The sequence below is a fragment of the Mucilaginibacter angelicae genome, assembly GCF_042434235.1.
Classification (GTDB): domain Bacteria; phylum Bacteroidota; class Bacteroidia; order Sphingobacteriales; family Sphingobacteriaceae; genus Mucilaginibacter; species Mucilaginibacter angelicae.
Genome location: NZ_JBHLTS010000021.1, coordinates 288,486 through 308,797 on the forward strand (window position 1 = coordinate 288,486; position 20,312 = coordinate 308,797).

Below are 20,312 nucleotides of genomic sequence, written 5' to 3' on the forward strand. Positions count from 1 at the left end.
ATGCTGCTAATCAATCATAGTCGAACACGCAGGCGCCTGCGCCCGTTATTGCAATCAGTTATATTCATTTTGTTTATTCCAGCAGGATCTGTCAATGCACAAACCCTGAGCCTCAAATTCAAGCATATCAACATAGGGCAGGGATTATCAAATAGTACTATTGAATCAATTTACCAGGATAGTAAAGGGTTTATCTGGTTTGGCACAAGGGACGGTTTAAATAAATATGATGGTTATCAGATTACGGTTTTTAAAAACGATCCTAATAATAAAAATAGCATAAGTGATAATTTTATAAAATGTATCAATGAAGATGCAAACCATAATTTGTGGATAGGTACCAGCGACGGACTAAACCGTTTTGACGCTTACAAAAATGCTTTTACCAGGTACGGTCATAATCCTGGTAATAATCAAAGTATTTCGGGTAATAGCATTAACTGTATCTATAGATCTAAAAAAGGATTACTTATTGTTGGTAGTAACGGGGGAGGGCTGAGCGTTTTTGATGCCGGAAGAAATGAATTCAAAACTTTTGTGCCTAAAAATAGCCAGCAACTTGGGATTGACAATTTTGAGGTAAACAGCGTTCTTGAAGACCGCAGAAATAATTTTTGGTTAGCTACAGATAAAGGCGTTGGATTGCTCGATAAAACAAAAGGAACTGTAAACACAAGCTTTTATCTGAATAACAACCCCGCGTTACAGGTAAGCCTCCCAACGTTAAGGCTGCTGGAAGATCATCAGGGTAATATCTGGCTGGGGACTACAAACAATGGTTTAGTAATGCTGAACCTGGCCGATCATGTTTTCAAACAATTTTTGCATGACGACAAAAAGCCGTACAGTATCAGTACTAATTTAATAAGAAGCTTATTGGTTGATAACAAAGGAAATATATGGATTGGAGGTGTTAATGGCAGCCTTGACTTTTTTAATCCCTTAGGCAACAGTTTTCAGCATGCGCAAAATGAACCGGGTAACCCCCTCAGCTTGTCACAAAAAACGGTATCATCATTATTTCAGGATAATCAAAACAACCTGTGGATAGGTACCCACCGGGGTGGTGTTAACTTTTATGCGCCACTTGCCGAAAAGTTTAAGTTGCTGCAGCAGGGAGCCAATGAAAACAGTTTGAGTTATAACGATGTAAAGTCTTTTTATGAGGATAGTAAAGGAATTATATGGATAGGTACTGATGATGAAGGACTAAATCAATACGATGAACAAACAAATAATTTTAAACATTATAAATACAACGCTTTCGATTTAACCAGTATCAGCTCAGATGCAGTGTTAAACATCACTGAGGATAAGGATAAGAACCTTTGGATCGGTACCTGGGGCGGCGGCTTAAACCTGATGGACAGGAAAACGGGCACTTTTACCCATTTTGTAAATAAACCTTCCGAAGCTAATTCCATAAGCTCAAACTATGTACAAACCACACTGCAGGATAGCGAAGGGAACTTTTGGGTGGCAACATATTATGGAGGGCTGGATCTGTTTGATCCGAAAACTCATGTTTTTAAGCGGCTCACTAATACGATAAACGACAAAAGCAGCTTATACGGAAATAACATTATAGCGCTAAATGAGGATAAAGAGAAAAATCTTTGGATAGGTACTGATGACGGAGGGTTGAACTGCTATAATCTAATTAAAAAGACATTTACGCACTATTTTATAATTGGGGATAAAACACCTGATATAAGGGTAATATTTACTGATAGCAAAGGCAGGACATGGGTTGGGCAGGAGGGATTGTACCTTTTTAATCAAACCACAAATAAGTTTGGCATTTACACCAATAAGGGTGGCTTATCAAACGAATTCATAAAGGGAATTACAGAAGACGATTTTGGATTTTTGTGGATCAGTACCTCAAACGGCCTCACTAAATTTAATCCCGATACACGCGAGTTTAAAAAATATAATGTAGCTGATGGTTTACAGGGCCTTGAGTTTGAAGCCGGAGCATACATGAAAACTAAAAGCGGCGAAATGTACTTTGGCGGTATTAACGGTGTAAACCGCTTCTATCCTAAAGATATCAGGGTGAACCATTTTGTGGCTCCGGTGTACATAACCGGCTTGCAAATCTTTAATAAAGACATACTGCCCGGCGATGATAAATCGCCACTGAAAAGTGATATTAGTTTAACTCATGAAATCAAATTGGATTATAAGCGGTCTACTTTATCATTTGACTTTGCCATCTTAAACTACACCGCCTCTGAGAACAACCAATACGCGTATAAACTAAAAAACTTCGATCAGGATTGGCAATACACGTCTGAACGGAAAGCAAATTACACCAATTTAGGTCCGGGTGATTACACCTTCTATGTAAAGGCGTCAAACAATGATGGCATATGGAATAATAAAAGCGCCTACATTAATATCAGTATCTCGCCTCCGTTTTGGTCAACATGGTGGTTCCGGTTAATTATCTTATTGTCAGGTGTTACGGTAGGCTATTATTTGCTGCGTTTCAAAAAGAACCTCGATTTGCAAAAGATAGAAGAAAACAAGCGCGAGGAAATGCACAAAATTCAATTGCAGTTTTTTACAAACATTTCACATGAATTCAGGACACCGCTAAGTTTAATACTGGGGCCTCTCGAAAAAATAATGAGTGAAGATAAAAGCCAGGTTTTTCGCCTGTATTATGATACCATACACCGTAATGCTAACAGGTTGGTTTTATTAATTAACGAACTTCTTGATTTTAGAAAAGCAGAAAGCGGAGCATTAAAGTTGAAGGTAATGCCTGGTAACCTCAACCAGTTTATTGCTGAAGTGGCGGAAGATTTCAAAAGTCTTGTTTCCGAAAAACATATTACACTACACCTTACTACCCAACGTAATCTTGGGGAGACATGGTTTGACAGGCAGATAATTGAGAAAATTATTATTAATCTGATACATAATGCCTATAAGTATACCAATATAGGTGGCGAAATAACTATTGAGCTTTATACCAATCCGGTTGAATTTGAAACCGTGTATAAGCACTCCATGATGGTTAATAGTAATTACCGTGCAAAAAAATACATCTATATAAGAGTTTCAGACAACGGAATAGGTATCTCAAATGATTCGATCCATCATTTGTTTGAAAGGTATTATCGGATTACGGATACGCACATGGGTTCGGGAGTGGGGCTTGCATTTGTAAAAACCCTTATCCTGATACACAAGGGGAGTATAATTGCTTATAGCGAGAAAAATAAAGGTACCGACTTTGTTGTAAAAATACCCGTTGATAAAGCGGACTATACAATCGGCGAAAGATGGATCAACAATACTGATAACGGTGGGGTACAATTGGAAAGCATCAGCACGTTTCTACATCAGAATCACAAAACGGCAGAACCAGGCCAGGTAGAAAAGCTTGAAAGGGGGCAGTTGCCTAAAATCCTTATTGTTGACGATAATGACGAACTGCGAAACTTTCTTCATCACAGCTTAGATGAGTTTTATGAGGTGATAGAAGCCGTAAACGGTATAGATGGACTGGAAAAAGTGAAAAATGAATTTCCAGACATGATCATAAGTGATTTGATGATGCCGGGAATGGACGGTATAGATTTTTGCGAGGAAATTAAATCACATGAGGAAACCCGCCAGATCCCGTTTATTATCCTTTCTGCAAAAGACGCACTTGAATCGAAAATTGAAGGCGCAGCGTCAGGTGCCGACCTTTATTTCCCAAAACCAGTAAGTATAAACCTGCTGTTGCTTTCAATCCATAACATATTCAGGCAGCAGAGCACACTTAAAGAAAGCCATATAAAGAACTACTTTATCGAGGCACATGAAGCCACAGACCAGCAAAGCGATAATAGTTTTCTGGATCAACTTGTTCAGGTAATAGAGGCGCAATTAAGCAACCCGGATCTGGATGTGGATCGGTTATGCCGCGAAATGGGTATGAGCAAAACAAAGCTGTATAATAAAATAAAAAAGGTTTCCGGCCTATCCATTGGCGAATTTGTCAGAACGTTTCGACTGAAAAAAGCAGCTTACATAATCTCGCACGAGGATATTTTGTTAACCGATGTCATGTATCGGGTAGGCATACAAACGCAATCTTATTTTACCAAAGCTTTCAAAAAAGAATTCGGTAAAACGCCTTCGCAGTTTTTAAGCGAAATCAGAACCGGTAAAAAAGTGAATTGATATCATTTTATGGGCGATAGCACAATCCGAAAGCCACGCCATGCACTATCTTCGTTAGGTGGGTTTGTTGCCCTGTTGGCGCTTCGCTCATCATTGATACCGCTGCCAAAGCTGCCGCCCCGGTTTACACGGTAGATCCCGCTTGCCGGGCCAACAGGATCTGTTACCTTTCCGCCGGGATATGGCCCGTACCAGTCATAACACCACTCCCATAAATTGCCAAGCATATCATACATACCCCATTTATTCGGTAGCTTCCCGGCAACATTGCGCGAACCGGTAACCGGATTGCCAAACCCTTTACCTTTATATCCTTTAAAGCTATTACCGCCATACCATGCTAAAGTATCGGTAGCGCCGTAATATGTGGCACCGGTACTACCAGCCCTGCAGGCATACTCCCATTGCGCCTCTGTTGGCAATGTATATTCATAGCCTGCGGGCAGCCTGTGTGCAGCACGTTCCTGGCTGGTAAGCTTTTTGCAAAATTGCATAGCTTCGTTCCAGTTTACAAAATACATAGGTAATTCATCGTTTTCATTTGCCAGCACTTTATCCGGATCATTTTTATCAAAATGCATAAAATCCCTTATCAGCATCTTTTTACCCATAAAATCATACATGGTTGTATCTTTCAGTAATTTATTGACCTTATCCCGCACATTCATCCCTGTAACGGCGTTCCACTCACCAATCGTAACTTCGGTATTGCCTATCCAATAGCCCTTGGTTAGAGTTACCGTTGTTTGAGGGCTTTCATCAGGTTTTCGCCCTGCTTCAGTTTCCGGACTGCCCATAACAAATGTCCCCGCCGGGATCCAGCTCATCGGCAAAACAACTGTTTTATTTAATGGCAGGCCCCAGGCTTTACCTGCAATTGGGCCTTTTGCAGATGTGTTTTGTTGTGCCGAAGGGTTGCCGGACCCAAAAAACAACGGGGAGAAAAGTAAAGAGATCAATAAAGGTTTCATATCAATAATTAAGATGGCTGAAAGCGTTTAATCAACGCTGAATAGTTGGCTAAATATAGGAAAGGCATCAGGCAAAAAATCACCCCTTGAATTGCCGGTGAGTTCTCAGCAGATAGGTATATTGGTCATTAAAAGCTTTAAATACAGTTGTTTTGTTAACGGATTCCAGGTTTTAACTGGCGGTTTTTTGTTGAAGGTTGGTTGGTTAAATTACTATTAATCAATTTATTATAAGGTAAATAAATGTCTTTAAGCTAATTGGAACTGTGTTTTTTATGCCGGTGTTTAGTGAAAATAAGGCATTAGATACTAAGTACAATTACACATGTACTTAGTATTAAATAAAACCGATTGCATTAAAAATAAGCACAATTGAACAATTGTTAAGCCCCATTTTGGCTGTTATTTGCTTTGCGATCCAATTTTAACCACAGCTATTATTCCCGAATAATAAAATTATCAATATGGCAGCTAAATGTACCTGTAACTGATGGCGTATGCATCACTTTAACTGTACCAGCTATACAACAAATGAAAAACTGAATATTTAAACCAATAACCTAATTAATATGACAACACCACAAAACCGCCGCTCTGCTATAAAAAGCATACTTGCAGGTACCGCGGCAATTGGCGCTTCTGGCGTTTTAACTTCTTTTATTAATTCACCCGGGCAACAAATTGAAGATGAAAAATTAAAAGGCAATATAAACCATTCGGTATGCCGGTGGTGTTATGCTGATATTCCGCTTGATCAGCTTTGTTCCGCATCAAAAAATATGGGTATTAAGGCCATTGACCTGGTAGGCCCTGCCGACTGGCCAATCCTTCAAAAATACGGCTTATACTCGGCTATGTGTAATGGTGCCGAAATCAATTTAACAGATGGCTTTAATGATAAGGCTTTTCACGAACAACTGATCAAAAACTATTCGGAGATGATTCCTTTGGTAGCTAAAGCAGGTTATAAAAACCTGATCTGTTTTAGCGGCAGCCGTCGTGGAAAAAGTGACGAAACAGGTTGGGGCAACTGTGCTGAGGGCTTAAAAAAATTAATGCCGCTTGCCGAAAAGCACAACGTAATACTGGTAATGGAACTGTTAAACAGCAAAATAAACCACAAGGATTATCAATGCGATAAAACCACGTGGGGAGTTGAGCTGGCAAAAAGAGTTGGTTCTGAGAATTTTAAGCTTCTTTATGATATTTATCACATGCAAATTGATGAAGGAGATGTGATCAGGACCGTTGCTAATAACCATCAGTATATTGCTCATTACCACACCGGCGGCGTACCCGGCAGAAACGAAATTGACGAAACTCAGGAGTTGTATTACCCTGCCATAATGCAGGCTATTTTAAAAACCGGTTATAAGGGATACGTAGCCCAGGAATTTCTTCCTAAAAGGGAGGATAAGCTGGCTTCACTAAAACAAGGCATACTAATTTGTGATGTATAAAGCTTTTAATACCGGTGAAAAAAAGCCTGTGTAACAAACCACATCCTTGAACAGGAAATTATATCGATATTGACCCTTAAATAAGCATTGCCAAGAGTGCTGCCTACATTAAAAATATAAACCATTTGCAGTGAAAATTAAAAGCTTTGAATTGTTCACGGTGCCCCCGCGCTGGTTATTTCTTAAAATTGAAACGGATGAAGGCATAACGGGCTGGGGTGAACCAGTTATTGAAGGTAAAGCGGCAACGGTTAAAACCGCTGTTGAGGAACTGATGACCTATATTATTGGTAAAAACCCAATGAATATAGAAGACCATTGGAATGTAATGTACCGCGGTGGTTTTTACAGAGGTGGCCCTATTTTAATGAGTGCTATTGCGGGTATTGATCAAGCGCTCTGGGATATTAAAGGAAAATATTACAATGCACCAGTGCATCAGTTGCTTGGGGGAAAAGCGAGGGATAAAATGAAAGTTTATTCCTGGATAGGGGGCGACAGGCCCGCTGATGTGGGTAATGCTGCAAAAGAAATGGTTAAAGCCGGTTTTGGTGCGGTACAAATGAATGCCACCGAAGAACTGCAATATGTAGACTCCTATGAAAAAATTGACCAGGCAATTAGCCGTATAGCAGCGGTACGCGAAGCTGTTGGCAACTATGTGGGCATCGGTATTGATTTTCATGGCCGGGTACATAAGCCTATGGCCAAAATCCTGGCTAAGGAATTGGAGGCATTTCGCCCGATGTTTATTGAAGAGCCTGCCCTGCCCGAAAATAACGAAGTGATGCGTGAAATTGCCAGGCATACTGCTATTCCAATAGCTTGCGGCGAGCGGATGTTCTCTAAATGGCAGTTTAAAACCCTTTTAAAAGATGGTTATGTTGATATTATCCAGCCAGATCTGTCACATGCCGGTGGGATAACCGAATGTAAAAAGATCATATCAATGGCCGAAGCATTTGATGTGGCAGCAGCACCGCATTGCCCGCTTGGCCCTATCGCGCTGGCTGCTTGTTTACAGGTAGACGCCACTTGTCATAATGCTTTTATACAGGAACAAAGCCTGGGTATCCATTATAATAAAGGGAGCGATATCCTGGATTATATTACCAATAAAGATGTATTTAAGTATGAGAATGGGTTTGTAGATATACCGGAAGGCCCTGGTTTGGGTATTGGGATAAACGAAGAACATGTACGCAAAATGGCAGCCATAAGGCATAACTGGACAAATCCGCTCTGGCGCCATGAGGATGGGAGCGTAGCGGAATGGTGACGGTGGTAAACAACAATAAATATAGCAAAGCCAGGTTCAGGGTATTGGCTTTTTTATTTATAAATGTTATTATCAATTACATGGACCGCAGCAATATTTCGGTAGCGGCTACTGCGATCAGCACCGATCTGAAATTAAGCACCATACAAATAGGATTGATATTTTCGGCTTTTGGCTGGATGTATGTCGCCTTCCAAATTCCGGGCGGGATTATTATTGATCGTTTAAGCCCCCGCGTGTTATATGCCATAACACTGTGCAGCTGGTCTGTTGTAACCCTGTTGCAGGGTATTGTGCGCGGATTTTATCTTTTATTAGGTTTGCGGATGGCCACAGGTATGTTCGAGGCACCCTCTTACCCCATAAATAACCGGGTTGTTAGCAACTGGTTCCCCGAAAGTGAAAGGGCATCAGCCATAGCTGTTTATACCTCGGGGCAATTTATAGGGCTCGCGTTTTTAACCCCTCTTTTAGCGGTTATTCAAAGTTACTGGGGCTGGCGCGGCTTGTTTATTAGTACCGGCATAGTTGGCGTAGCCTGGAGCCTGGTTTGGTATTGCTTTTACCGCGATCCCGCAACAGATGGCGGATTGCCTGGCACAAAAAGTAATGCCCAGGTGGTTAAATTCCCCTCAAAAAAAATCACCACAAAAGAATTTAAACAGGTATTAACCAACCGCAAATTATGGGGCATTTATTTAGGTCAGTTTGCGGTTACTTCAACCTTATGGTTTTTTTTAACCTGGTTTCCAACATACCTGGTTAAATATCGCGGCTTTGATTTTTTAAAATCGGGGTTTTTATCTTCAATGCCATTTTTAGCTGCATTTGCCGGGGTTATATTATCCGGATTAGTTTCTGACCGCTTAATAAAAAAAGGCATTTCATTTAATAAAGCACGTAAAACGCCTGTAATAATTGGTTTGCTGCTATCAACCCTTATCATAGGGGCTAACTATGTTAATAATACGGCATTGGTAATTTTATTCATGACCATCGCTTTTTTCGGAAACGGCCTGGCATCAATAGCCTGGGTATTTGTATCGTTACTTGCGCCCAAAAACCTTATAGGTCTTACCGGCGGCGTTTTTAATTTTATGGGTGGCTTGTCATCAATAGTTGTCCCGTTGGTCATAGGCTATTTAGCTAAAGATGGTAGCTTTACATCTTCAATACTATTTATAGGAATATTAGCCTTCGGCGGTGTGCTGTCATACTTGTTTTTAGTGGGCAATGTCGGCAATCCTGAACAGGAAAATTCAAATTTAAAATTATTGCATAATGAAACAATTTCTTAGCTGTGATTGGGGTACGTCCAGCTTCAGATTGCGGCTGATTGATGTGAGCGGATTTCAAATAGTGGCCGAAGAAACAGATAATATTGGCATTGCAGCCACCTTTGCTTTATGGAAACAGAGTGGCAAGCCCGAAGAAGAGCGCCGTTCATTTTACCTGGGTATAATTAATAAATACATCGAAAAAATTGAAAGTAAGACAAGCAGTTCCTTAAACGGTGTGCAGCTCATTATTTCGGGGATGGCATCTTCTACCATGGGTTTTGTTGATATTCCTTACAGCGAATTGCCGGTGGGTACAGATGGTATGAATATTAAAACAAGGGCTATTTCTTCGGACGGGAATTTTGATCATGATGTGGTGGTTATTTCCGGCCTGCGATCTGATGATGACGTAGTAAGGGGTGAAGAAACCCAGCTGATTGGCTGTATCGATCCATCACAAGGGAAAATTGATGATGAACTGTTTATTTTTCCCGGCACGCATTCTAAACATATTTTTGTATCAAATGATCAGATAGTTGATATTAAAACCTATATGACCGGGGAGTTTTTTGAACTGCTGTCGCAAAAAAGCATATTGAGGTTGAGTGTCGAAAATAATGACGTTCAATCCAACCCGCAAGCTTCAACCAGCTTTAAAATGGGTGTGAATGATGCAATTGATGCTAACTTATTAAACGCTGCTTTTAAAGTAAGGACAAATGGCCTGTTCAATAAACTATCCAACAGGGAAAACTATGATTATCTGAGCGGCTTGTTAATAGGAACCGAACTAAAGGAGTTGAATACCTCTGCCATAAAAAAGATTAGTCTTGTTGGCGGTTCAAATTTAGGTGAGTACTATCGGTGCGCACTGGAAGAATTGGGACTTTTATCAAGAATGCACGAAATTAATGCAACCCGGGCTGATGAAGCAGTTGTGCGGGGGCAGTATAAAATTTACAAAACAATAATGAAATGAACAACAAATTTTCATGGGAGCTTTTTAACCGGATGCCTATTATTGGGATTATGAGGAATATTGCCGGAGAATATACAGATAGGATTGCCGGTATTTATCACCAGTCCGGTTTAACCTGCCTTGAAGTTACAATGAATTCTGCCGGTGCAGAAGAAACTATCGCCTCATTAGTTAATACACATGGCGATAAATTGAACATTGGCGCCGGAACTGTTTGTACTGCTAACGACCTGGAAAAAGCACTAAACGCCGGGGCGCAGTTTATTGTTACGCCAATTGTAAATGAAGATGTTATTAGCACCTGTGCAGCTCGAAAAGTACCTGTTTTTCCTGGGGCTTATACGCCTACAGAAATATATAAAGCCTGGAGCCTTGGTGCAACAATGGTAAAGGTATTTCCTGCGACTACTTTAGGCACGGGATATATCAGGGAGGTGTTGGGCCCGTTAAACCAAATCAGCCTGGTACCAACCGGCGGAATAAACCTTGAAAACTTTACCGGATACCTGGCAGCAGGGGCAAAAGCCGTTGGAATAGGCAGCCACCTGTTTCCCAAAAATATCCTGGCAAATGAAGACTGGGATAAACTGCGGGAAATTTATGCTTTATACATAGATCGCTATAAAACGTATCTCGATACCAAAGCCGTATAGATTTGTAATTGATTTATTACATCGAGAGATCATTTGCACTAAAATGATAATCAATAGAACAATTAAACAGGGTTTATTTACAGTTATTTAGCCTTTGCAAATCTTCAAAACCAATTTATAAAGATAAATACCTTACTGTTATGAAATACAAAGTGCTATTGCAATCAATTTTTGCATTTTTTTTATTGTGCGCCATGGTCGCGGTTACTGAAGAGCCTAAAGAGATACTGCTTTGGCCCAATGGTGCTCCGGGATCTGAAGGAAAAACAGCCCCTCAAAAAACACGCGTTACCAACGAAGGGGACATTGTAATTTCAAGCGTACATAAGCCTTCTTTAACACCCTATTTGCCCAACCCGGGCAACGCTACCGGAACTGCTATCATAATTGCACCCGGAGGGGGGCACAGCGAGCTTTGGATAAGCCATGAAGGCTATAGCCCGGCGAAGTGGTTCAGAGATCATGGCATTGCCGCGTTTGTTTTGAAATACCGCCTGGCGCGCGATACCAACTCAACCTATACGGTTGATAAGGAAGAAGTTACTGACATTCAGCGTGCAATAAGATTAGTAAGAACCCGGGCCAAAGAATGGGGGATTGATACCGCTAAGATAGGGGTTATGGGTTTTTCTGCAGGTGGTGAGCTCGCGGCATTAGCGGCGATGCGCTACACGGCAAAAGATCAAAATGTGAAAGATGCTATCGATAGTGAAAGTGATAAGCCCGATTTTCAATGTTTAATTTATCCCGGTAATATTCACAGACTTACTGTAGGCCCGGGAGCTCCACCTGTGTTTATTGCCGGCGGTTATAAAGACAGAAAGGATATATCAGAAGGAGTAGCCCAGCTGTATCTTAAGTATAAAGAAGCCGGCGTACCGGCTGAGTTGCATATTTATTCAAGTGTTGGTCATGGGTTCGGGATCAGGGAAACAAATAAAGGTTCTTTTACAGAATGGCCAGCGCAGGTACAGCTTTGGTTGGTTGACAATGGTTTTTTAAAAGAAATAAAAAAATAGAATTGTATAGTGGTTATTGGAGAGATGTGGAATGTTCGGGGTATTCGTTAGTAAGTTTTGACTTTAAGGAGGTCTCCCTCACGGCTGGCCAATAAAATTTCCCAAACCTTATCGATTGTCGGGATCACTTTATTGGCGACCTCTATCGGCAGACCGAGACTTAATTTATAGGGTTTGATTATCGATAGCTCTCCAGTAACTGATCAATAGCTTTATAACCACAGGGAAACGGCACTCCGGCAGTTGAGGCACCTGCTTTTAACAACGCCGCTGCGGCATCAGGTGAGCGCCGCCTTGTCCAGTACGACCGGGTACAGGCCCTTACGTTCAGCATCAGCGGTGTATCGTTATTGGCATCTGGCACATTAATGGCAGCACCGTTATTTATCAGCACTTGGACGATGGATGGATAATGATGCCAGGCTGCCACATGGATGGGCAAACTATTGGTTGGTGTACCGTAATAACCGTCGCCTTCCAGGTAAGGCGCATTGACCGGTAAGCCGAGGTCCAGCAATAATTTAGTGCCTGTGAAGTTACCACCGGCACTAAATTGGGCCAGCAGGGTACCTGCCATAAACAAGAGTTGCTGCTGTAGTTTTTTGGTTACGAGCAGCTTCATTCGTTCTTCGTCACCCAGTGCGCAGGCGCAGATCAATTCATCCACACCAGCCAGTTTAAAATCAAAACCACGTTCCCTGATCATTTCCAGCACATCCCGGCGCCCTTCCCGTGCTGCCCGAGCGATAACGGTTAAGCCATCACTTATAAGATACGGGTCAGCCTGGTGATCGAGCAGTAATTCGAACATATCCGGGCCATTGATCCTTTTCAGCGCATGGTGCATTGGGTACCAGCCTCGCTGGCGGCTGCCGTTGGGGTTCGCGCCATGCGCCAGCAGGTATTTGGCACCCTCGTAATCATGCCAGTCATGTTTGCGGACCAGCATCATGGACAGGTTTTCTTCGCTTAATCTGCAGGTTTCGACTACGACCTGCAGAGCCTCATTTTCATACGTTTCCGGCGAATGATAACAAACTTCTTCATCATTGACCTCAGCGTCACTGTCAACCAATAATTGCGTCAGCCCGGCGTGTTGTACGACACCTGCAGCCCCATACAGCGCAGTCTCAAATTCCCCGTTATGCCAGAAACCGGCACTGGGATTCGCACCTGCGTTGATCAGCAGTTCGGCGGCTTTTAGAAAGCCCTGTTCAGAGCGCTTTTTCAGCCGCAAATATTTGGACAGGCAAAGATAGGTCAGCGCAGTTCCGCCGAATGGTTCGGCAGTGGCGGTAGCACCTGACGGGTCTTGCGATAAATAATGTGCTACACTTTCTTCGTCGCCCAAAATAGCAGCGGTGAAGATATCGCCGGAATTGAGCTTAGGGTATTTGACCAACAGCTCATCTGCCTCGTCAGCCGAACCGTGCCATATAGCGGCAGCGATATAAGCAGCGTGAATATTTGGAGGTAATTCAGTCATTATTTAAAGATAAAGCTATGCGAAAACCGATACAGCCGTCAATGTTATCCGGTGGTATCTCGTACCGCATGGTATTGGTACAATGAACGGCCACGTTATGATGGCAACTGCCGCGCAAAACTTTGCTCCCGGTGGGTGCCGTATAAGCCTTGCCGTCTTTGGGAATTTGGTTCCTATCCCGGATGAACCAATCCTGACACCATTCCCAGAGATTGCCACAAGTAAAGTGTAGTTTACAACACATAGACTCCTTTTTGAAAATAAGTGGTGTCAATTAGCACTAATAAGTTAACGTATTAGTGCTAATTGACACTATTTAATCGACACAATAGCTTTAAGCTAAAGTCCTTTTACTACCTCGAAATCGTAGCTAATTTTATCAAATCATCCATAAAATGATTCGAAAAGCGCATATTTAGGTGCACCGCAAGGGATTCGCAAGTTGCGAGTCCCTTTTTGTTTAATTAGCTGCATCAAATAGTTTTTGAATTGTATTTTTAATCAAAGCAAATCTCACTATGTCCATATAGCACTTGGTTGGATCACCGATAATTCCAGGTACAATTTCAACACTATTAAGTGTCTTTTTTATTTCTTCTAACAATCTCTTGTCTTTAAGATATCCTTCTGAAATAAAGTCTGTATTAATGTTAATTAATCTTGCTGCTATTCGTTTATCTATGTCCAAATATTGATTAGCCAATGTCATAAGATATCCGTACAAATAGATTCTTTTAGGAAGCAAGTCATCGTGGCTTCCGCTATAATCACTTTCCAAAGCACCCGAAAATATTTCCAATTCATTGGGTGCCCAATTGCATAAATCATGCCTTAGTTCGAGCAAGTCCAAATCATCAAGGTCGTACAACTTATCAAGTAAAAAATCATTGCCTGTTAAATACCAATAGTCACTGTCGCTATATGCATTCTCTAAAATTTTAACATAGACAGACAATACATTTTTATTAGTAGATTTTGAACTGACACTTGTTTCGCTTCTGCCTTTAAAGTATCCTGTCATTTTAATAAATAAGGTTGCTATAATACCAAAGCTACTAACATTTTTAAATCATCCATAAAATGATTCGAGAAGCGCATATTTAGGTGCGCTTCTAAAAAAGGCCGTTTCTGCATCAGAAATGGCCTTTTTTTATCTTTAAAAGCGGAATAGGATCCTTCGTCGCACTGTTGCTGTAACACTTTTGTAACAGGATTTACACGTTTTTTTGTTGAATTGCACACGGGTGTGTTACAACTGTGTTAAAGCCCGTGTAGTGGAGATTCCGCTGAAATTGACCACCTAATTCCGATTTAAAGTGACCATCCGTTCCGGGTTCAAAGTGACCAGGGTATTCCGGATCAAACTGACCACCCCTTTTTTGAAGTTATGCTTTAGATACTGGCTGTGCTGTTTAGAAGCCAAATAGGGTTGCCGGATGAACAATTTGATCGGGAGCCTGATTAGGCAGGCAAAATCGTGCTGTAGAGCCTCTATTAACGCGATGAACGATGATCACCAGAAAGGATATCCGGTAGCTCTTATGTATTCAAGCTTCTAAAAAAAAGCATGAACAGCACCAGGCTAATTGGAAAGAGGTAAATAAACTATCTTTGTTTCATGCTGCTAAAGCATCTGCTGCATTTCTTTGCCAGCAAAACAGGTGGTCAGTTTGCCACGGAATAGGGTGTAACATATCTCCGAAACACCCAGCAAATAAGGTGAAATTCGAAATGCACGGTGCATATTGAAAAGCTTAAGCGATACCTGTTGGGGTTTGCAAGCTACTAAGTAAAAGTATTATAATAAAAAAATCGACTGGCGACAAAAAACGTATGTAAGCCGAGAAATTATCGAGTCGCACAGACTTTAATATAACGTGTTATATCAAAATGAGGTAGTAATACTAAACGAATTGAGCATGCCCGAAGTTTATATAATTTAGCATAATGACTTGCACTCATATTGGACAAACTTCATTGACAAAAGAAACAAAAGTCAATATAATGTTTTCAGTTTGGCTCGGATGTAATTCCAATCAATCTGATAGATATAACGAACCCTGTTGAGCCCAGGTGGGTGCACAAATAAGGGATTTTTATCACCCTGAACCCTCGAAATAGCTTATTTAGAGGGTTTTTTTATGCTTTATCCCTCAACAACTGTCGATGGTTTTGTGAAAGTAGAATTTGCTATTTTGGATTCAGAACGCGTAGGTAGTTTGTGCTATTTATTTTTCATTATTTTTTGCCATTCGTCTTGGGTTAGAATTTCTAAAAACTCATCGTGAAAGTGCCATGCAGATACATACCCGGCTGAGACAACGAAACTGATCACCCAAGTTGTCTTTGCCTTCCATAATTTAAATGCACAAATATCTGTCGCGGTTATAAATAGACTTGTTTCACCTAAATGTTGATGTGAAGATGCTTTTATCGGATCTTTACCGCCAGTTCCCAGGGGGATAAGATTGTTATGAAGCTTTGTTTCTTTAATTATATCATTGTCTTCGTTGAAATTAATCAGGTAATCATTTCCTAATAGTACTTCATCCGGTACGGTTTGGGCAGTAATGACATATACTCTTTTTGCCCCATTTTTTACAATAGGAACAAGATTTAAACTGGTATGCTGATAAAATTTAAAAAGCGTGTCGTTTAAAACAGCCTGCGCGGCTTTTGACCGGATGGTATAGAGCGCTTTTTCATTTTCCGTGAATTTTCTTGTTATTGTGTCTATGCTGTATTTGGACGAATCTAAACCATGATCGAACTTAACTGTCGCTAATACTACTGGATCCTCATTTTTAGAAAAAAAGGTAGTGGCCATTCCTTTTGGGGTTTCATAAGAAAAATATCCGCCAGATAGCAGCTTCTTCGCGCCGAATCCGGTGGTGAAAATCTGTGTACTATTTCCCGATGCCCATTCGGAACGATAAAGCATTTCCCCCTCTGCGTAAATGCTATCAGCAATCTGTCTGAGCGCATTTTTTTGTGCTGTTGCGTTTTGCGCCAGTATAAATAGGATAATTAATGTAAACAGCTCTTTCATTAATGGTGAAAAGGTTGGTAAATATTTCGTGAATATAAATAACCTTGCGGATTTTGTATACGTGGTGGTGCAGATGCTACCCATTAGGGTATATCAAAATCCTTTAATAGGGTTGCAAGAAGCTGCACATCATCTAAAAAATGATGCGTAAATTACACATTTTGGTGCACTTCAAAAAAAGCCGTTTCTTTCAGGAAAAACGGCTTTTGGGGCTTCTATACGCAGTGTTTGGCCTAACGGATATAATGACTTACATTTAGAACAAACAAAGCTAAAGCGGATTAAGCGTTCTTATGATCTAATCTCAAGCTTATATCCTTTGCCGCGTATAACAACAATTTTGCTGTTCGGATCAATTTCCAATTTTTTTCTAAGTTTTGATATGAACATATCCAGACTACGCCCCACAATAATACCTTCATCTTCCCAGATCTCTTTTTGCAGCCGGCTTCTCTCTATAGTCTGGTTAGGAGCCAATGCGAAAATGAGCAACAAACGCGTTTCAGTTCCAGTCAAGTCTATTGTTTGTCGGTTTATTATCAGCTTCCGATTCTTCGCATCAAACAAAGCTGAGCCTAAAGTAATCATGTTCGCATTCTGACCATCACCATCCTCAGGTAAGGCTCTACGCGGCTTAACCGATCTCAAAAAAAGAAAACCAACAAATGCTAAAAGTGGCAGGCTACCCAACAAATATCCCCTTTTTGCTGTAATTACTCCCAGCGTTTTAAATTTAACGTTGATCATATAACGTGCTTTGGGCTGCTTTCTTCCTATACAGGCTATAATATCATCTTTCTTATTTTGGGATATGGCGTAGCCGTAAGCCACACTGTAGTTGTTAGGGTTCAGAACGTTAACAATATAATCACTTTTGAGTGGGTCTTTGGCCAACAAACGCCCGGTGGTATTTACCAACGAGTCGGTTTGAAAAGTAAGCTCCTTCTCAAACCTGATCTGGTATTCATTTTTCGCAATCTTTTCTACCGGCAGCACCCTTGAGGTACTGTCACCCGACTGTAAGAGCAATTCATGCCCTATTTTGCGAAGTAAAACTTCCCTTCTGGAAATATCAAAATCGTCACTATTCTCCATACTGAAAGCCACGCAGATTATGGCGATAAATAGCAGTAGCATCAACCCGAACAGGTATCTGCGTTTTCCGGGGAGGAGAATTGAACCAGGATGCATATTGTCAGGTTTTTATTTACAAAGTTTGCATTTTTATTTACAATCCAAACTCCCCGCGCTGAAAGATATTAAAGTAATTTCGCTGGATCACTTTGATAGGATATGAAAAAATGCCTTAGTGTTTGCCGAAAAATGAAAGAAGGGTGCCACATTGACCGCTATTGGAACCGTGCAGCTATTACCAATATTAAATGGATAAATTATGAAATACATACCCGTATATACTTTGTTCCTGATGTTTGTTAATTTTTATTTCAGTTGGCAACCAATTAACAATTTGCGAGTATTTTTTGATTCGACGTTTTTCAACAATCTTATTGGGTTTTCGCCTTTTATGATTTTATTGATTACATAGCTTAAACCTCTATCATTGCTTTAATTACCCCATTTGCCGGGTCAAGCCAATTTTTAAAATTATCTTCCACTTCATCAAAACGTACCCGATGAGTAATATAATTTGCAGGCTGCACCAGCCCTTTTTTTATTGATGTGATCACATGCTCAAAGTCTTCCCTGGTTGCATTCCGGCTACTCATCAGTGTCGCCTCGCGTTTATGGAACTCGGGGTGACTAACTTTGATCTCACCCTTTTGCAAGCCAACGAGTACATATCTCGCCCCGTGTGCCATGTAGTTAAAACCAGTATTAATTGCATTTAAACTGCCGGTTGCATCTATAACCACAGTAGGCATATCGCCCTGTGTTATTTCTGCTAATCGTTCCATCACGTTTCCGTCCAATACATTGATGGCGTGATCAACCTTTAATTTGTCGCTGCAAAATTTAAGCCGCCCGGCATTTATATCCATTGCAATCACCCTGCCACCGGCGATACGGGCAAATTCCATGATCCCCAGGCCTATCGGGCCTGCGCCTATTACCAGAACATATTCACCAGGTTTTACATCTGCACGCCTGACACCATGTGCACCTATCGCCAGGGGTTCCACTAAAGCCAGCTCATCACTGCTTAAACCTTCGCCATGTACAAGCGAGTATGCTGGTACATTCAGATATTCGGCCATTCCACCATCAATGTGTACACCGCAAACATTGATCTTTGCACAACAATTGGGCTTACCGGATCTGCAGGCTATACAAGAGCCGCAGTTGAAGTAGGGGATAAATGTAACAATGTCTCCTTTTTGAAAACCTTGCGCGCTGCCTGTTTCAACTAATTCGCCTGAAAGCTCATGACCCAGAATGCGGGGATAGTTAAAATATGGCTGGGTACCCTCAAAGGCATGTAGGTCTGTTCCGCAAATACCAATTCTCCTGATCCTGATCTGTGCATAGCCTTCTTTAATTTCCGGCTTTTCCTGTTCTTTGAAAGCCAGCTGCCCTGGTTCCTCGCAAACTATTACCTGCATACAATCTGTTTTAAAGCTTAAAAATCTGTTTCATAAGTACCCATTTCTCCCCGTCCTTTGCCCAGGGGAGGGGCTGCTGAAACAGCCACATCAACTGTTCCCATTCCTGTACTTTGGGGTTAAGCGCGTCCATCGCTTCTTTTCTCTTTGCCTCGTAGTCATCGCTCGTTTCCATGATCATAAACAACCGGTTTCCGGTGCGATAGATCTGCATATCGAGGATTTCTGCATCCAGTATGCTTTTACGTATCTCCGGCCAGCTATTTTCTGCCTTGTGCCAATGTTCATATTCTGCTATTAATTGCGGATCATCCTTTAAATCAAGGGCCAAACAGTATCTTTTCATAGTGATATTTAACTTTTTACAGATATATGGAAGCGTATGATTCGTCAACTAAACCGTATTGTTTCATCTCTTTCCAAAATTGTGTTGGCACCTTTAAATAAGCCAACGCAACATTTTGTGATACCCTGTCAGGATTGGTTGTATTCAGGGCAATGCTTTTAACTCCAGGCCCATTTAACCCAAAAGCCACACAGGCATCTGCCGGTTTTATTTTATAATCTGCGCATAAACCATAAAACAACTCCCTCCAGTTATATAAATGCCTGTCTTTTACCGGATCAGTTAACCGGTAATTATAATAAGCGGACCCGGTTAAAAATCCACCGTTAAAAACTGCAGAATTAATAATTAAAGTCCCTTGCTTTTCAAGTTCCTGCATAAATTCTATTAATTCCGGGGGATGGCTGTGAACTGTCATGCTATTGGCTATCATTACCCAGTCCAGCTTTATATCATAGGTGATTTTTTTGATGATCCGCCAGTCCTTCGAGCCTACACCGATGCCCTTTACTTTGCCATCCCGTTTCAACTCATTCAGCGCGCGGTAAGCTTCTAATATGTCACGGTAGCGTTGTGCTTGTTCGTGCTCATCTTTTGCTGCATTAAGATATTCATCCGGGTCATGTACGGATACCAGTTTTGCAGGGTAGTTGCCCAGCAGTTCATTCCCTTGTTCATAGCATTCCAGGATGCCTTCATAACTTATTCGTTGAACAGCATCGTATTTCAGGTCACGCCAAACGCCCGGTTCAAAAGTAGGCTCGGGAGTTTTTAATGCAGTACGCAGCCAACCTAATTTATTGCTGATGAGCACATCCGATGGGTTTACCTTCAATTGTGCTAAAGATCTTCCAAGCGATTCGAGCGCGAGCCCCGCGCCATATTTACCGGCAGAGTCAAATACTGCTGGTTTGGGCGAATGCCTGATACTTTCGGCAACTATTGCACATTTAACCTCATCAGAAAGCGCTACATATAAATTTCCTAACCCGCTGGTTCCAAAAATTACTTTAGGCAGATTGATCTCTTGCATATTGAAAATGG

General features: G+C 41.2%; 16 protein-coding genes. 7 read left to right on the forward strand and 9 right to left on the reverse strand.

What is annotated here, in order from left to right; genetic code table 11:
• Nucleotides 1-69 precede the first annotated feature (69 nt).
• Entirely contained in the window at nucleotides 70-4,185 is a 4,116-nt protein-coding gene (locus ACFFGT_RS10950) for a hybrid sensor histidine kinase/response regulator transcription factor (RefSeq protein WP_377022566.1), read from the forward strand.
• A gap of 2 nt (nucleotides 4,186-4,187) precedes the next feature.
• Here ACFFGT_RS10950 and ACFFGT_RS10955 read toward each other — a convergent pair whose 3' ends face one another.
• Entirely contained in the window at nucleotides 4,188-5,156 is a 969-nt protein-coding gene (locus ACFFGT_RS10955; protein WP_377022567.1) for a formylglycine-generating enzyme family protein, read from the reverse strand.
• Nucleotides 5,157-5,725: 569 nt separating this feature from the next.
• On the opposite strand from ACFFGT_RS10955, the gene ACFFGT_RS10960 reads away from it, so the two are divergent.
• The 6 genes from ACFFGT_RS10960 (at nucleotide 5,726) to ACFFGT_RS10985 (ending at nucleotide 11,826) form a co-directional block, all read left to right on the forward strand.
• On the forward strand, nucleotides 5,726-6,616 hold the full coding sequence (locus tag ACFFGT_RS10960) for a hydroxypyruvate isomerase family protein (RefSeq protein ID WP_377022568.1): 891 nt from the start codon (nucleotides 5,726-5,728) through the stop codon (nucleotides 6,614-6,616).
• 130 nt (nucleotides 6,617-6,746) lie between these two features.
• The gene (gene dgoD, locus ACFFGT_RS10965) at nucleotides 6,747-7,895 is read left to right on the forward strand and encodes a galactonate dehydratase (RefSeq protein WP_377022569.1); all 1,149 of its coding nucleotides are present in this window, start codon (nucleotides 6,747-6,749) and stop codon (nucleotides 7,893-7,895) included.
• Nucleotides 7,889-9,193 carry an MFS transporter gene (locus ACFFGT_RS10970; protein ID WP_377022570.1) on the forward strand — a complete coding sequence of 435 codons (1,305 nt, stop codon included), beginning with the start codon at nucleotides 7,889-7,891 and terminating at the stop codon, nucleotides 9,191-9,193. Before dgoD ends, ACFFGT_RS10970 begins: the two co-directional genes overlap by 7 nt.
• A complete protein-coding gene (locus ACFFGT_RS10975) occupies nucleotides 9,177-10,154 on the forward strand; it encodes a 2-dehydro-3-deoxygalactonokinase (protein WP_377022571.1) in 978 nt (325 codons plus the stop codon). The genes ACFFGT_RS10970 and ACFFGT_RS10975 overlap by 17 nt, the downstream gene beginning before the upstream one ends.
• A complete protein-coding gene (locus ACFFGT_RS10980) occupies nucleotides 10,151-10,807 on the forward strand; it encodes a bifunctional 4-hydroxy-2-oxoglutarate aldolase/2-dehydro-3-deoxy-phosphogluconate aldolase (RefSeq protein WP_377022572.1) in 657 nt (218 codons plus the stop codon). Before ACFFGT_RS10975 ends, ACFFGT_RS10980 begins: the two co-directional genes overlap by 4 nt.
• A 140-nt stretch (nucleotides 10,808-10,947) precedes the next feature.
• The gene (locus tag ACFFGT_RS10985) at nucleotides 10,948-11,826 is read left to right on the forward strand and encodes an alpha/beta hydrolase (protein WP_377022573.1); all 879 of its coding nucleotides are present in this window, start codon (nucleotides 10,948-10,950) and stop codon (nucleotides 11,824-11,826) included.
• Nucleotides 11,827-12,004: 178 nt separating this feature from the next.
• On the opposite strand, the gene ACFFGT_RS10990 is transcribed toward ACFFGT_RS10985, so the two are convergent.
• The 8 genes from ACFFGT_RS10990 to ACFFGT_RS11025 form a co-directional block, all read right to left on the reverse strand.
• Nucleotides 12,005-13,312 (reverse strand): ankyrin repeat domain-containing protein, encoded by a 1,308-nt coding sequence (locus ACFFGT_RS10990; RefSeq protein WP_377022574.1) that lies wholly within the window; start codon nucleotides 13,310-13,312, stop codon nucleotides 12,005-12,007.
• Nucleotides 13,305-13,556, reverse strand: a complete 252-nt coding sequence (locus tag ACFFGT_RS10995) for a formylglycine-generating enzyme family protein (protein ID WP_377022575.1) — start codon at nucleotides 13,554-13,556, stop codon at nucleotides 13,305-13,307. Before ACFFGT_RS10995 ends, ACFFGT_RS10990 begins: the two co-directional genes overlap by 8 nt.
• A gap of 216 nt (nucleotides 13,557-13,772) precedes the next feature.
• Entirely contained in the window at nucleotides 13,773-14,333 is a 561-nt protein-coding gene (locus ACFFGT_RS11000; protein WP_377022576.1) for a hypothetical protein, read from the reverse strand.
• 1,203 nt (nucleotides 14,334-15,536) lie between these two features.
• Nucleotides 15,537-16,361, reverse strand: coding sequence for a hypothetical protein (locus tag ACFFGT_RS11005; RefSeq protein WP_377022577.1), 825 nt, complete (start codon nucleotides 16,359-16,361; stop codon nucleotides 15,537-15,539).
• A 291-nt stretch (nucleotides 16,362-16,652) separates the two neighbouring features.
• Nucleotides 16,653-17,456, reverse strand: coding sequence for a winged helix-turn-helix domain-containing protein (locus ACFFGT_RS11010; RefSeq protein ID WP_377022578.1), 804 nt, complete (start codon nucleotides 17,454-17,456; stop codon nucleotides 16,653-16,655).
• 452 nt (nucleotides 17,457-17,908) lie between these two features.
• Nucleotides 17,909-18,922 (reverse strand): zinc-binding alcohol dehydrogenase family protein, encoded by a 1,014-nt coding sequence (locus ACFFGT_RS11015; RefSeq protein WP_377022579.1) that lies wholly within the window; start codon nucleotides 18,920-18,922, stop codon nucleotides 17,909-17,911.
• 10 nt (nucleotides 18,923-18,932) lie between these two features.
• Nucleotides 18,933-19,268, reverse strand: coding sequence for an L-rhamnose mutarotase (locus ACFFGT_RS11020; RefSeq protein WP_377022580.1), 336 nt, complete (start codon nucleotides 19,266-19,268; stop codon nucleotides 18,933-18,935).
• Between the two features lie 16 nt (nucleotides 19,269-19,284).
• A complete protein-coding gene (locus ACFFGT_RS11025) occupies nucleotides 19,285-20,301 on the reverse strand; it encodes an aldo/keto reductase (RefSeq protein ID WP_377022581.1) in 1,017 nt (338 codons plus the stop codon).
• Nucleotides 20,302-20,312: the final 11 nt, after the last annotated feature.